A 13716-nucleotide genomic window follows, 5' to 3' on the forward strand; every position below is an offset into this window, starting at 1 on the left:
CCCTCCCCGATGCCAACCATAACCATCAGTGACCGCGAGTGGTTGCTTTTTGCGGGTGCCGACACGGACTGTTTTAAGCGTTATGTGGCGTTAAAGATGCGCCGTGCCGCGCAAACCGCCGTTGATAGGTCGTTGGATCAACCGTCCTCTATCGATACCGCACCGTCTTTAGACCATGCAAATGCAAAGGAAGTTGCTGATGACCAACATCGTCATTTCTGACCCCGAATGGGATTTGCTGTCTGGTGAGCCAGGCGACTACTTCAAGCTCTATGCCGCACTTAAGCGGCGGATGGATTTTGCCAGCGGGATTGTCGGGCGCAAAACGCTGATAAATGAAACCGTATTGCGTGATGCCATCACGGTTGACCCTGTTCAGGGACGTGCCAAACCCAAGCCATTAACCCGCCAGCGTTACCGCTCCGCCGTGGCTCGCCTGGAAAAATTGGGGCTGCTTAAGCGTATCGGCACGCTGGTTTTTTTCCTTCCGCAAGCCAATACGGATACGTTTGCCCAAAATAACAACAACCAAAAAATCGGCAGACAGCAACCCGCATCTTCACCACTTGATCAAACCGCCAAAGCCAGTGCTGGCAAGGCTTTAAGGTCTTTATCAAAGGGAGAAAATCGCGTGTCACAACCCAAAAAATCCGATAACAACAACCTACTTCCGGCTTTAAAAGCTTCTAACTATCTACCTACTACTGCTGCTGCGCAGCCGGAAGGGGAGGACGTGGGGCAAACCTGCCCAGAAGCAGGAGCAGAAGCCGCCGCGCCGGATAATCCAGCGCTAGCCAAATTCTCGATGTCCCTGGACTGGCAGCCCGCTCGCGCATCACTTGAGACGTTGGCTTCTTATCTTGGCGTGTCTTTGGACGATTTAACCGCTGATTTTTTGGCCGATTGGCGGGTGTATTGGGCGATCAAGCACCCCGAACGCGAGCAAACGCAGCGGCAATGGGAATTGCAACTGGTCACGCGTCTTAAGCATTTAGCGATTGAGGCGGCAGAGCGGGCGCAGCGGGCAGAAGCACAAGCGGCCAAAGACGAACAAGCCGAAGAAGCCAATACGCCAAAAGAAAAACCCGGCAAAGCCCGCAAAGCGGCGAGCGGCAAGGTGATTCACCTGCACAGTGCACCGCCGCCGGTATCCGGCACTGAAAAACCGAAACAACAGGAGCAAGCCATGCCTTCCGTGCAAGCGACTGACGAGATGATGCCCGTGCTCTACCGCAAGCTGCGCGGCATGTACGGGCATTTGTTCGAGCGGCAATACCCGACAGAAAGCGAATTCGACTGGTCATCCGTGCTGGGAGATTTAAGCCATGATCAGATACTGGCCGGTTTGCGGCGTTTGGTTGAGCAGTGCGGCACGGATCCTTATGCCGCTTATCCGCCTCCAGCCATGCGCTTTCGTCAAGTCTGCCTGCAAATTCCTGGACTGCCCGACACAAGACGCGCCTGGTTTGAGGCGCTCAATGCCGATTACAGTCACGATGCCGTCCAGTATGCCGCCAAAGTCACTGGCTTCGCGGCGCTACAAAGTGCCAAATCGGGGCTGCTCGAACCCCACCAAATGCGCCTGCTGCGCGAGCGTTTTGAGTTTAGTTTTCAGCAAGCCAAAGAACGCCTTATGCGCGGCGAGCCGCTTTCAGGAAGCAAGGCCGTCGCCCGCGAGCCGCTCAGCGAGCAGGAAAGACGGCAGCAGCAGGAACATTTTGGCGAGATTGCGCGACTGAACCGAATCATTGAGGCGGGCGAGCGCCCCGGTGCCAGCCCATACATGCAAAGTGAAGCACAGCGGGCGCGCGAGCAATTACAGCCATTGCAAGAACGCGCCAAAGGACAGATTCAATCCATCCACTCATCCCTCCGCCAAGGTGTCATGGCATGAGCCTGCCCGACTCCAAGCCCGACAGCATCAAAAGCCGCGCGCGCTTGAAGTTGGAGCGCGATATGGGCACGGATTTGCTGGCCGCGTTGCGTGACCCGAAAACCGTGGAAATCATGCTTAATGCCGATGGCAAGCTGTGGCAGGAGCGTTTGGGCAAGGGCATGCGCTGCATCGGCTCACTGCGACCGGCACAGGCGCAAGCCATTATCGAAACCATTGCGGGCTACCACGGCAAGGAAGTGACCCGCAGCAATCCCATCCTGGAAGGCGAACTGCCGATAGACGGCAGCCGTTTTGCCGGACAACTACCGCCGATTGTTTCTGCGCCCACTTTTGCCATCCGCAAAAAAGCCGTGGCGATTTTTAGTCTGGATGAGTATGTGCAGCGGCAAATCATGAGCCAAGCACAGCGCGACGCGATTGTGGCGGGTGTATCGGCACACCGAAACATCCTCGTCATTGGCGGCACCGGCAGCGGTAAAACCACGTTGGTCAACGCCATTATTGGCGAGATGGTGCAGCAATGCCCCAGCGAGCGTGTAGTAATTATTGAAGACACCGGCGAGATCCAGTGCGCGGCAGAAAACTTTGTGCAGTACCACACCAGCATTGCGGTCTCGATGACCGACTTGCTCAAAGTCACCTTGCGCATGCGCCCTGACCGGATATTGGTCGGCGAAGTGCGCGGGCAAGAAGCGCTGGATTTGCTCGACGCCTGGAATACCGGCCACCCCGGCGGGGTCGCCACCTTGCATGCCAACAGTGCCGCCGAAGGATTAACCCGCCTTAAATCACTGGTTTCCCGCAATGCCTCCGCCCCTGCCGATATTGAGCCGTTGATTGGCGAGGCGGTGCACCTGGTGGTGCATATCGCGCGCACTGAAGACGGCAGCCGCCGTATTCAGAGCATCCTCGAAGTCGCCGGTTTTAGCGGCGGGCAATACCAAACCAAGACGCTGTAACCGATTTTATCGTTTCAACCTTAAAAAACAGGAGTAACACCATGCCAGCCACACAAGGATTGACCTCTCAAGAATCCCGCTTATCTACGGTATCGGCCTTATCCGTGCAACCTTTAAGGCGTTTTGCGCCCGTAGCGGCGCTACCTGCCGAAGCCTGCCTGCCACTACCGCAACGCTCGCTTTTTCTCTTTGGCGTAATCGCCTTTGCCCTGCTGTTTGCCTTGTTGCCAGAAGCGGCGCTGGCCTCCACCGGCACGGCGGGCGGGCTGCCGTATGAAGGCTTTTTAACCAATTTGCGCAACAGTATGACCGGCCCGGTCGGCTACACCATATCACTGATCGGCATTATTGCCTCTGGGGTGGGGCTGATTTTTGGTGGCGACTTAAACGGATTTTTCCGCGCCATTATTTTGTTGGTGCTGGTGGTCGCCCTTGTGATTGGTGCCAACAGCATGATGAGCAGCTTTTTTGGCGGGGCGGAACTCTCCGCAGTATGGCCGTTAGAGCCGCTGCCAACGCACAGCGCCTCTGCCCTGTTTGCACGGACGGTTTAATCATGGCGCTGCGCAGCATTCCCATTCACCGTGTAGCCAATCGGGACAGCCTGTTTATGGGCGGCGACCGCGAACTGGTGATGCTCTCCGGTCTTTTGGCGGCTGCGCTGATATTCACCGCACAGGATTTGCGCGCTACGGTCTTTGGCATTGTGCTGTGGTTTGGCAGCCTGTTTGCCTTTCGCTTGATGGCCAAAAGCGACCCGAAGATGCGCGACGTGTATTGGCGTCACCGCCAGTATGAAAAGTATTACCCGCCGCGCTCTACGCCTTTTCGGAGCAATTCAGCCAGTCAAGAAAAGCGTTATCAAGCGCCAAGTAAAGGGAAATAAGACGATGAACCTACCGGGCGTGATGCTGCTTGGCCTGATGATCGGCATTGCCGTTTTGGGTGCGCTGCTTTGTTTGTTGTTATTTATGCGTCTTAGGCAAGTGGACGCGCATTTAAAACTGAACAAGCACCGCTCTAAACAAGCCGGTCTTGCCGATTTGCTTAATTACGCGTCCGTGGTGGATGACGGCGTGATTGTCGGCAAAAACGGCGCGTTGATGGCGGCTTTTTTGTATTCCGGTGAGGACAATGAAAGCGCCACTGAAATCCAGCGCGAGAACGTATCGGCCCGTATCAATCAAGCGCTTCATGGCTTGGGTGACGGCTGGATGCTGCACGTCGATGCCGTGCGCCGTCCGGCGCAGAGCTATTCACAAGCCGAACGGTCTTCTTTTAGCGATCCGATCTGCGCCGCCATAGACGAGGAACGCCGCCGCTTGTTTGAAAGCCTTGGCACCATGTACGAAGGCTATTTTGTGCTGACGCTTACTTATTTCCCGCCCGTTTTGGCGCAGCGTAAGTTTGTCGAAATGATGTTTGATGACAATGCCAAGCCTGCGGATAAAACCGCGCAGACGATGGCGATCATCGAACAATTTAAACGCGATATCCAAACCATCGAAAACGGTCTTTCGGACGTTTTGAACTTAAGCCGCCTTGGCGCTCATCAGCTGATCACCGAAGAAGGCCGACAGGTTGCCTATGACGATTTTCTAAGCTGGCTGCAACGCTGCATTAGCGGGCATTCGCAACCCGTCCGATTGCCCGATAACCCGATGTATCTCGATGCCCTGATTGGCGGGCAAGAATTTATCGGCGGGGTGATTCCCAAGATTGGCCGCAAGTTTATCAGCGTGGTCGCCATTGAAGGCTTTCCGCTGCAAAGCACGCCCGGGATGTTGTCTTTACTGGCGGAACTTGCCGTTGAATACCGCTGGTCTTCGCGGTTTATTTTTATGGACGAGCACCAAGCCTTGGCGCATTTGGAGAAATTCCAGAAAAAGTGGAAACAAAAAGTCCGCGGCTTTATGGACCAACTGTTCAAAAAGTACGACGGCGAGATTAACCAAGATGCCAATGAGATGGTTTTGGATGCGAACGAGGCGATAGCCGAAATCAACAGTGGCCTGGTCGCTGCCGGTTATTACACCTCGGTGGTGGTGTTAATGCACGAAAACCGGCAAGCACTGGAAAACGCCAGCCGCCAAGTGAGAAGCGCCATTAACCGCTTAGGGTTTGCCTCACGGATTGAAACCATCAATACCATGGATGCCTTCTTCGGCAGCCTGCCCGGACATGGCGTGGAAAATGTCCGCCGTCCGCTGATTAACACGCTGAATTTAGCGGATTTGCTGCCGACCAGCTCCATCTGGACAGGCAGCGAAGATGCGCCTTGCCCGCTCTATCCGCCGCTTGCACCGGCACTGATGCACGGCGTCACCAGTGGCTATACACCTTTCAGGCTCAATCTGCATGTGCGCGATTTGGGTCATACCTTGATGTTCGGCCCGACCGGCGCGGGTAAATCCACCCATTTGGCGATACTGGCCGCGCAATTTAGGCGTTATCAGGGCATGAGCCTTTATGCCTTTGATAAAGGAATGTCCATGTATCCCTTGGCGGCAGCGATTAACGCGACCACCGAAGGCAAGAGCGGCCTGCATTTTTCGGTAGCCAGTGATGATGACGCGCTGGCCTTTTGCCCATTGCAGTATTTAGACAGCAAGGAAGACCGTGCATGGACCATGCAGTGGCTGGATACGCTGCTGGCGTTAAACGATGTTAAAACGACACCAAGCCAACGCAACCTGATCAATGAAGCCTTGGTTTCCATGCAAGGCAGCGGCGCTAAAACCTTATCGGAATTTTCCGTCACCATTCAGGACGAACAGATCAGGGAAGCCCTTAAGCAATACACGGTAGACGGCTCCATGGGGCATTTGCTCGATGCCGAACAGGATGGCCTTTCGCTGTCCGATTTCACCGTGTTTGAAATCGAAGAACTGATGAACCTAGGGCAAAAATACGCCATGCCGGTGTTGCTCTATTTGTTCCGGCGGATTGAATGCGACCTTAAAGGCCAGCCAGCGGTGATTATTTTGGATGAGGCGTGGCTGATGCTCGGCCATCCGGTCTTTCGTGAAAAAATCCGCGAATGGCTCAAAGTGCTGCGCAAAGCCAACTGCTTGGTCTTGCTGGCCACACAGAGCCTGACCGATGCGGTACGCAGCGGCATATTGGATGTATTGGTCGAATCCACCGCAAGCAAAATATTCCTGCCCAATGTGTACGCCAGAGAAGACGAAACCGCCGCCATTTATCGCAGCATGGGTTTGAACGACCGGCAAATTGAAATTATCGCCAGTGCCGTTCCGAAAAGGCAGTACTACTACTTGAGCGAAAACGGCAGGCGCTTATATGACCTTGCCTTGGGCGATTTGGCCTTGGCTTTTGTCGGGGCGAGCGATAAAGACAGCGTGGCGGCGATTAAACAACTGCAAAAGCAATGGGGGCATGAGTGGGTGGAGCACTGGTTATCGGCGCGCGGGTTAAGTCTTGATGATTATATCGACCGGCGAGCGCTACCAAAAACCAACAGCCCAATCATTGAAATGAATCCCTTATTGGAGACGGCCGAATGAGTTTTTCATTATTAAAAAAGGGTAACGCCAAGCAAAAGCCTGCCGCAAAAGACGCTTTGGATAATCCTTATCTCAATGCCCGCCGCACTTGGAATGAACAGGTCGGCAGCTTGGTGTCCAGCAAGCAGACTTGGCAGCTTATCGGCATTTTATCCATGTTATTGGCACTGACCGCCATTGCCGGGGTGATTTATATCGGCAGCCAGTCCAAATTTATCCCTTATGTCGTCGAAGTGGATAAATTCGGCCAAACCCGCGCACAAGGCGCGGTACAAGCCAGCACGGTGGCAGATCCCAGGGTGATCCATGCGCTGGTTGCCGACTTTGTGCACGACGCGCGCATGGTCACGCCGGATGCGAACTTGCAGGCCAAAGCCATTTACCGGCTGTACGCAAGGTTGCTTGCCGGAAGTGTGGCGCTTGCCAAAATGAATGAGCTGATGAACTCGGAAACCACCAATCCCTTCAAGCGCGCGGAAAAAGAATTGGTCTCGGTGGAAATCCGCACAGCAATCCCGCAGACCGATAAAACGTGGCAAGTCGAATGGACCGAAAGCACCCGCGACCGCGCCGGTGCCCTGCAATCACTACCCGTGGTCTGGCGCGCACTGGTCACTGTCACCACACAAGAGATCACGCCACAAACCACCGATGAACAACTGCGCAATAACCCGCTTGGGCTGTATGTGCAGGATTTCTCCTGGTCACGGGTGAATTAAGGCAAGGACAAGGATAGATAATGAAGACTTCAGGCTTAAATAAAACCGCCACCATCGCTTTAAGGGCTTTTTCTCTTGGCCTATTGGCTTTTTCGTCTTTTTCGGTTTGTTCGTCGGCGGCCTTGGCGGATGAGTTTGCAGACCTCTACTTTAGCGGGCAAAACCCCCAATTAACGGCACAAGAACGCACCGCAATCGAGCTTTCCAAAAAGTGGAGCGCCGGTAATCCTGCGGGCATCAAACCGGTCGCAGGCGCGGGCGGTGCCGTGCGCTTTATTTATGGCGTACAGCAACCGTCGATTGTCTGCGCGGTGCTGCAAGTCTGCGATATAGCCCTGCAAGCCGGTGAACAGGTCAATTCCATCAACCTCGGCGATACCGCGCGGTGGACGGTGGAACCGGCCATGACCGGCAGCGGCAGCAGCACCGTCCAGCATCTGATTATCAAGCCAATGGACGTAGGGCTTGAGACATCCCTTGTCGTGACCACAGACCGCCGCGCGTACCACATCCGCCTGCGCTCGCACCGCAAAGACTATATGCCACAAGTGGCCTTCACCTATCCCGAAGAAGCGCTGGCTAAATGGGACTTGATTCAAAGACAAGAGCAACAGCAGCGCGAAGAAAGAACCTTGCCCAAAACCGGCGAATACTTGGGTGATTTGAATTTTGACTACGACCTTGAAGGCAAGGCCAGTTGGAAGCCCATCCGCGTTTATAACGATGGGGTGAAAACCATTATCGAAATGCCCAAGGTCATTGCACAAACAGAAGCGCCTTCGCTGATGCTGATCACTCGCAAAGGCCACTGGTTTAGAAGCGAAGAAACCGCACTGGTTAATTACCGTCTGCAAGGCAACCGTTATATCGTCGATGCAGTGTTTGATAGGGCTGTTTTAATCGCCGGTGTCGGCAGACGCCAAGAACGTGTAACGATCAGCCGGAGATAAAACCATGTGCATGCCCATCTTGCCCCGCTTGCGCCGTCTTCCTTTTCTTGGCGTGCTTGTAATGCTTACATGGCTAAACGGCTGCGCCGTAACCGGCAATTACGGCAATTTTATTCAAGACGAAGCCAGCGCCGCTCAAAGCCAGCTCGCCAAAGACAGTGCCAAGCAACTGGAAAAACTCTATCCCGCAGCGAAAACCCATTTAATCCTACAGCAGGATACGCCGGACAGCTTTGGCAAAGCCTTGGTGGCTTCGCTGCGTGAAGCGGGTTTTGCGGTACAGACCTTTGATCAACATCAACCCAAAATCAAAACCGCGCCGCATTCGCCGCAAACGTTATTACCTGTTAATCCCGATGCACCGCTGCAACTTAAGCTGGCTTATATCCTCGATCAAGCCGGTGAAGACGGTTTGTATCATTTAACGCTCTTGTTAAATCATCAAGCATTAACCCGCCTATACCGGCTTGACGATAACCGGTTTATTGCGGCAGGCGATTTAGTATGGAAAAAGGAATAATCCATGAGTACCACCCCTACCGACAATAACGATGCTACTCCCGATAAAGGCACGCCGGATACAAGGCGCGTAAATAATATGCCGTTAGTGATTGGCGGCACCGTAGCCGTGGCTTTTTTAATCATGATGGTAGTGGTGGCGATTGATCGCAGTGCCACACCACAAGGAGCCGCCAGCGAGCAAACACTCACGCCAGACAGCAGCAGTACCAGCAAAATGGAACAGACCATCGTCGGCGAATACGGCGCGGGCTTAATCCCTGAACCGAAAAAAACCACGCCTGTGCCTGTATCGGCGACTGAGATTGAAGCAAACGACTTGCCCATAGATTCGCCGCCGCTGCTGCTAAGTCAGCAACCCCCCGCGCTGCCGCGCAGCACCGGCAATCACTTTTTTAATCCCAATATCGCGGCGAACCCCATAGACGAAGAAGCGCAGCGTATCCGCGACCTGAAAATGCAGCAGTTTCACCAAGCCGTGCATGCCAAAACGTCCGTTTCCATTGATACCGGTGGCGCAAACAGCTTTTCCTCTGGCGTGCCTTCACGCATCGATGGCGGCGCACCGCAAAACCGCGAAGAGATGCTGGCAAGACTGGCTGCCGTACGCAGCCAGATGGAACGAAAAAGGCAAACCGACCCCACGGCTGTCTACCAGCAACGCATGGCAGCCTTGAAAGCCTCTGGCCTCATACCGGACACTGGCATAAGCGCTGGCATGGACGGCGGCGCTGCTTTATTGCCCGCAAGCGGCGCTATCAGCATGGACAGCGCCATGGGCAGCGGCAACGACTACAGCGCGTTCGACAAAGTCACTGAAGGCGACCGCTGGCAATTAAACGAACGCCTGCAATTACCGCGTAGCGCCTTTGAACTGCGTGCCGGATTTATTATTCCGGCGACCATGATTTCCGGTATCAATTCCGACTTGCCCGGCCAGCTCGTCGCACAAGTCAGCCAAAACGTCTTTGATACCGCAACCGGCAGATACCTGCTCGTCCCGCAAGGCACAAGACTTGTCGGCAGCTATGAAAGCGACGTGATCTACGGGCAAAGCCGTATTTTGATTGCTTGGCAACGCCTGATCTTCCCTGATGGCAAGGCACTGGATTTAGGCAGCATGCCTGGCGCGGATAGCGCCGGATATTCAGGCTTTAACGATAAGGTCAACAATCACTACCTGCGCCTGTTCGGCAATGCTTTCTTGATGTCCGGCATTACCGCCGGTATCAGCCTAAGCCAAGACAAAGGCGGCAATACCACCGGCACCAACCAACGCGCCAGTGATGCCCTAAGCGAGTCACTCGGGCAAGTTTTGGGCAATACCATCAGCCAAATCGTATCCAAAAACCTCAATATCAGCCCGACACTGGAAGTGCGCCCAGGCTACCGCTTTAACGTCATCGTGACCAAAGACTTAACCTTTCAAAGGCCATACCAGGCGTTTGATTACTGATCAATCACAAACAAGGAGAGGTTTATGAAAGCGAAAGCCAAACCCAAAATCGCCGCGCTGGCTCTGGCGGCAGCGCTGGCAATCCCCATCACTGCGCCGATAACCGCACCCACGGCACAGGCCAGCGGTATCCCTACAGTGGATGTTGCCGCTATCGTCCAAGCCATTTTGCAAGTGATGGAAAGCATCGAGCAGACCACCGCGCTGATGGATCAATACCAAACCCAACTGGAACAATACGAAAACCAACTGCAACACTCACTCGCGCCCGCTGCCTATATCTGGGAACAAGCCAGCCTTACCATGAGCAAGCTCGAAAGAGCGCAGGCCATGCTCGATGTCTACAACCGCCAGCTAGGCGGCCTGGAAGGCTACCTCGACCAATTTAAAGACATAAGCTGGTACAAACGCTCGCCTTGCTTCAGCAAAAACGGCTGCACGCCAGAAGAGTTAGAGGCCATGAGGGAACTCAAAGAGCGCATGGACAAAACACAGGTGCAGACCAATAGAGCTGCCGCCGAATCGGCGACTAAGCAGCTCGATAACACCAAAAAGTACACAGAGAACTTGGCACAAATCAAGCAGCAAGCCAGCCGTGCTCAAGGCCAATTACAAGCCATTGGCGCGACCAACCAACTGGCCGGATTTCAAGGCGACCAATTGATAGACATCAACACTCAACTGGCAACACTGATCCAACTGCTTGCGGCGCAAAAGCAAGCCGAGGAAGATAAGCAAAGGCGACTAGAGGCCGCCGATGAAGCCGCGCTCTATACCGGCAATATCAAACCCAGCCCACGCAAAGGATGGCTACCATGAAAACCACCGCACAGAAAACACTGGCTTTTTTACCATTAGTATTGGCAATGATTTGGCTACAAGGATGTGATTCCACTCCAAAAGTGAATGAAGAGAACTGCTCAAAAATAAAAATAAGGGGTTTCGACGCCGAGGCCGAAGCGTTCCAAAGACAATTTAAATCAGAAGAGCAATGGAAAGGATTTTATAACGCTTGTGAGAATAAAAAACTAGGCCAATTTAAATTCTTGTATAAACCGGAAGTGAATAAAGAAAACTGCGATAAACTTTATTTGCCCGATAATACTTTCTCAGAAGAACACCAGAAACAATTTATAGACAACCTCGCCTGGCGAAGCTTTGCAGACAGTTGCCGTTACTTGGACAAGACAAGACCCAGCCCTTATCAGTCATGGAAGCCATAACCCAAGCAAGGAAAGCCGTATGCGCCCCGCCACTATTCGTTCGGCACTGCCTTATTTATTGCCTCTGATATTGTTGGTCTTTTCGCTGGATGCCAGCGCAGAGCTTAGCAGCCAAGGCTTAATGGATGATGTGCTGAAAAAATTCAAAGACCAAACAATGGGTTGGGGCGATACGTTTAAACAGCATGCATCCTGGCTATTTTTAACTCTGGCAACCATCTCAATGGTTTGGACCTTTGGCATGCTGGCGTTACGCAAAGCGGATATTAGTGAATTTTTCGCAGAATTGATTCGCTTTGCTATTTTTGTTGGGTTTTTCTGGTGGCTTTTGGATAACGGCCCGACTTTTGCCCATGCCATTATCGATTCGCTCACGCAAATGGGTGGCAAAGTCAATCAAGGATCCGGCTATGAAGCTGAATTAACGCCGTCCGGCATTGTGGATATTGGCTTTGAGGCGATAGAGCACTCCCTCAAGACAGCCTCTTGGCGTTCCCCCTTCACGAGCTTGGCAGGATTTGTTTTTGCCTTTGGCATATTACTGCTATCCGTGATGATCGGGATGAATATGCTGATGCTGCTGATTTCAGCTTGGGTACTCGCCTATGCCGGTATTTTTATCCTCGGTTTTGGCGGTAGCCGCTGGACGCAAGATATGGCCATTAATTACTACAGAACCGTGCTGAATACCGGCCTGCAAATTATGACCATGCTTTTGTTGGTGGGTATCGGCAAAGCGCTTATGAGAGAGTATTTTGAAAGCGTTAGCGCAGCCCCGACCATTACTGAAATGGCCATCGTATTTGTCGTTGCTTTTATCGTCTATCACCTGAGCAGCAAAGTCCCGTCCCTGATTGCCGGGATGGCTTCGGGTGGTGGCGGTGGCGGCGATATGGGTATTGGCGGCAGCGGTGGTGCGGCGATGGGTGCAGCTATGGGTATGGCTGGGGCTGGCATAGCGGCCTCTTCGGCAGGCAAAGCTGCCACGAAGGCAGCCACTACCCCCGTGACTACAGCCTTAGCAAGCGGTGTGGGACTTGCCAAAGCGGCCAGCGCACTTGACAGCAGTATCGGCCAAGACGCCAAGCGCCAAGGTGGCGGCACAGGTGCCTTTATGAAAGCCGCCGGTATCCACGCCAGCCGGACAAAAGCCAAGGATGCCGAAAAAGCCGGCATGCTAGCTGGTTTGGAACCCTGATAAAGACAGACAAGGAATATCTCATGAACAAACGCTCTACACTACTCATACTCGCGATTTTAACGGCCATAAGCACAAGTGCTGCGGCATCTCCCTGTGGCGCAGAGCTGTGCTTGTCGGATTTCAATGCCGCCAAAATGGCTGCCGCCTGCAAACCGGAAATGGATGATTTCTTTTCCATCAAACGAACCAAACATGGGAAATTCTCACCTTCGCGCACCTATCAAGCACGTCGCAACTGGCTGTATCAATGCGACTCGGGCAATACCGCGCAAAAAGAAGACATAATGTCCAAGTTTGGGCATATCTATAAACCTTCTTATTGAGAACATATGTGATGAGTTTCTATAATTGGAAAACAGGGCGGTGGGTGACCTACGATCAATGCCGTGGAACATCTATTGTTGCTGCTGATCAAAAATTAACGCTTGAAAAATACAGCCCTGAAAAAATCGAAGAAAAAGCGCTCCCGCAAAGTCGCATAGAGCGAATATTTAATGGCTATATGCGATTCGAGAATAGAATATATGAGTGGATGCTTAGTAAAGACTATCATCGGGTTGCGGCTCCGCTGGCAAAACACTTACTGCCAATAACCGTTGCCTGCATTTTAATGTATGCATTTTTCAAGTTGATCGTATTTGCCTTTCAGCTTTTCTTTATGCTGATAGCATTTATGCTCTATGAAAGAGAGATGACGGTGCTGGACAATATTTTCTGGTGTGGCGTTTTATTTTGTATTGGATATATTTTAGTTATTTGTTTTGGACCCCGTATTCCAGACAGCCCGCCGTCGCAAAATAACGAGACACAGCCCAAGCAAAAAAATAAACCGTTAAAAATAGAGCTTAGGGGAAGAAAAACCCTCTTTGGAGGAATTGTAATAGAGGGTGTAGCGGAAGAGCAAGAATAACCTGTATTCTTATTACAAAAAAGAATTCATCAAGCACAACGAGAGTCATCCAGTATTTAAGGTTGCAACAAATGAATATCAAAAACTTGTTGACGTTGGTTGATGAACGCAAAATTGATATTGCATTTGATATTGTTAGTTGGATTTTATTTTTATGTTCCTTCGCGTATATGGGATTTTTATTTTTCTTGTTTTTGTTCTTGTTTTTCCCGGAACCATATTCCGATTTTTTTCCGCCGGTGGCTTCCTTCCCCTTCTTCCCAGAGGGATTTTTTCCCATAAGAGGTGATATAGTGCTGCTTTGTTTCATTTGCGGCTTTCTAGTGACAGTTGGTGGTAATATTTTATTTGTTAA

General features: G+C 52.4%; 16 protein-coding genes. All 16 read left to right on the forward strand.

What is annotated here, in order from left to right; genetic code table 11:
- Positions 1-222, forward strand: a 222-nt coding sequence (locus tag AXE65_RS14040) for a hypothetical protein (protein ID WP_204376544.1), incomplete at its 5' end; no start/stop codon positions are given.
- Positions 200-1894 carry a DnaT-like ssDNA-binding domain-containing protein gene (locus AXE65_RS09190; protein WP_068391225.1) on the forward strand — a complete coding sequence of 565 codons (1695 nt, stop codon included), beginning with the start codon at positions 200-202 and terminating at the stop codon, positions 1892-1894. The genes AXE65_RS14040 and AXE65_RS09190, both read left to right, overlap by 23 nt.
- Positions 1891-2856, forward strand: a complete 966-nt coding sequence (trbB, locus tag AXE65_RS09195) for a P-type conjugative transfer ATPase TrbB (RefSeq protein WP_068391229.1) — start codon at positions 1891-1893, stop codon at positions 2854-2856. The genes AXE65_RS09190 and trbB overlap by 4 nt, the downstream gene beginning before the upstream one ends.
- Before the next feature lie 41 nt (positions 2857-2897).
- Positions 2898-3410: a TrbC/VirB2 family protein gene (locus tag AXE65_RS13375; protein ID WP_079214124.1), complete on the forward strand. Its 513-nt coding sequence runs from the start codon at positions 2898-2900 to the stop codon at positions 3408-3410.
- A 2-nt stretch (positions 3411-3412) separates the two neighbouring features.
- Entirely contained in the window at positions 3413-3742 is a 330-nt protein-coding gene (locus AXE65_RS09205; protein WP_068391232.1) for a conjugal transfer protein TrbD, read from the forward strand.
- 4 nt (positions 3743-3746) lie between these two features.
- Entirely contained in the window at positions 3747-6383 is a 2637-nt protein-coding gene (locus AXE65_RS09210) for a VirB4 family type IV secretion/conjugal transfer ATPase (RefSeq protein WP_239685063.1), read from the forward strand.
- Complete coding sequence (locus AXE65_RS09215) at positions 6380-7102, forward strand: VirB8/TrbF family protein (protein ID WP_068391235.1); 723 nt, start codon at positions 6380-6382, stop codon at positions 7100-7102. The genes AXE65_RS09210 and AXE65_RS09215 overlap by 4 nt, the downstream gene beginning before the upstream one ends.
- A gap of 20 nt (positions 7103-7122) precedes the next feature.
- A complete protein-coding gene (trbG, locus tag AXE65_RS09220; protein WP_153015441.1) occupies positions 7123-8052 on the forward strand; it encodes a P-type conjugative transfer protein TrbG in 930 nt (309 codons plus the stop codon).
- 61 nt (positions 8053-8113) lie between these two features.
- Positions 8114-8572 carry a conjugal transfer lipoprotein TrbH gene (locus tag AXE65_RS09225; RefSeq protein ID WP_160330608.1) on the forward strand — a complete coding sequence of 153 codons (459 nt, stop codon included), beginning with the start codon at positions 8114-8116 and terminating at the stop codon, positions 8570-8572.
- A gap of 3 nt (positions 8573-8575) precedes the next feature.
- Positions 8576-10027, forward strand: coding sequence for a TrbI/VirB10 family protein (locus AXE65_RS09230; protein WP_068391240.1), 1452 nt, complete (start codon positions 8576-8578; stop codon positions 10025-10027).
- A gap of 24 nt (positions 10028-10051) precedes the next feature.
- A complete protein-coding gene (trbJ, locus tag AXE65_RS09235; protein WP_068391243.1) occupies positions 10052-10846 on the forward strand; it encodes a P-type conjugative transfer protein TrbJ in 795 nt (264 codons plus the stop codon).
- Complete coding sequence (trbK, locus tag AXE65_RS09240; RefSeq protein ID WP_068391246.1) at positions 10843-11250, forward strand: entry exclusion lipoprotein TrbK; 408 nt, start codon at positions 10843-10845, stop codon at positions 11248-11250. Before trbJ ends, trbK begins: the two co-directional genes overlap by 4 nt.
- A gap of 19 nt (positions 11251-11269) precedes the next feature.
- On the forward strand, positions 11270-12448 hold the full coding sequence (gene trbL, locus AXE65_RS09245; RefSeq protein ID WP_068391250.1) for a P-type conjugative transfer protein TrbL: 1179 nt from the start codon (positions 11270-11272) through the stop codon (positions 12446-12448).
- Positions 12449-12471: 23 nt separating this feature from the next.
- Complete coding sequence (locus AXE65_RS09250; RefSeq protein WP_068391253.1) at positions 12472-12774, forward strand: TrbM/KikA/MpfK family conjugal transfer protein; 303 nt, start codon at positions 12472-12474, stop codon at positions 12772-12774.
- Between the two features lie 11 nt (positions 12775-12785).
- The gene (locus AXE65_RS09255; RefSeq protein WP_068391255.1) at positions 12786-13361 is read left to right on the forward strand and encodes a hypothetical protein; all 576 of its coding nucleotides are present in this window, start codon (positions 12786-12788) and stop codon (positions 13359-13361) included.
- Between the two features lie 71 nt (positions 13362-13432).
- Positions 13433-13716: hypothetical protein (locus AXE65_RS14045; protein ID WP_204376545.1), on the forward strand; the 284-nt coding region annotated here is incomplete at its 3' end.

Source organism: Ventosimonas gracilis (assembly GCF_001580025.1).
In the GTDB taxonomy this organism is placed as follows: Bacteria; Pseudomonadota; Gammaproteobacteria; order Pseudomonadales; family Pseudomonadaceae; genus Ventosimonas; species Ventosimonas gracilis.

Bases quoted from the DNA above. Each gene is read 5' to 3' on its own strand.
- AXE65_RS09190 (WP_068391225.1), top strand. From the start codon at position 200: ATGACCAACATCGTCATTTCTGACCCCGAATGGGATTTGCTGTCTGGT.
- trbB (WP_068391229.1), top strand. From the start codon at position 1,891: ATGAGCCTGCCCGACTCCAAGCCCGACAGCATCAAAAGCCGCGCGCGC.
- AXE65_RS13375 (WP_079214124.1), top strand. From the start codon at position 2,898: ATGCCAGCCACACAAGGATTGACCTCTCAAGAATCCCGCTTATCTACG.
- AXE65_RS09205 (WP_068391232.1), top strand. From the start codon at position 3,413: ATGGCGCTGCGCAGCATTCCCATTCACCGTGTAGCCAATCGGGACAGC.
- AXE65_RS09210 (WP_239685063.1), top strand. From the start codon at position 3,747: ATGAACCTACCGGGCGTGATGCTGCTTGGCCTGATGATCGGCATTGCC.
- AXE65_RS09215 (WP_068391235.1), top strand. From the start codon at position 6,380: ATGAGTTTTTCATTATTAAAAAAGGGTAACGCCAAGCAAAAGCCTGCC.
- trbG (WP_153015441.1), top strand. From the start codon at position 7,123: ATGAAGACTTCAGGCTTAAATAAAACCGCCACCATCGCTTTAAGGGCT.
- AXE65_RS09225 (WP_160330608.1), top strand. From the start codon at position 8,114: ATGCTTACATGGCTAAACGGCTGCGCCGTAACCGGCAATTACGGCAAT.
- AXE65_RS09230 (WP_068391240.1), top strand. From the start codon at position 8,576: ATGAGTACCACCCCTACCGACAATAACGATGCTACTCCCGATAAAGGC.
- trbJ (WP_068391243.1), top strand. From the start codon at position 10,052: ATGAAAGCGAAAGCCAAACCCAAAATCGCCGCGCTGGCTCTGGCGGCA.
- trbK (WP_068391246.1), top strand. From the start codon at position 10,843: ATGAAAACCACCGCACAGAAAACACTGGCTTTTTTACCATTAGTATTG.
- trbL (WP_068391250.1), top strand. From the start codon at position 11,270: ATGCGCCCCGCCACTATTCGTTCGGCACTGCCTTATTTATTGCCTCTG.
- AXE65_RS09250 (WP_068391253.1), top strand. From the start codon at position 12,472: ATGAACAAACGCTCTACACTACTCATACTCGCGATTTTAACGGCCATA.
- AXE65_RS09255 (WP_068391255.1), top strand. From the start codon at position 12,786: ATGAGTTTCTATAATTGGAAAACAGGGCGGTGGGTGACCTACGATCAA.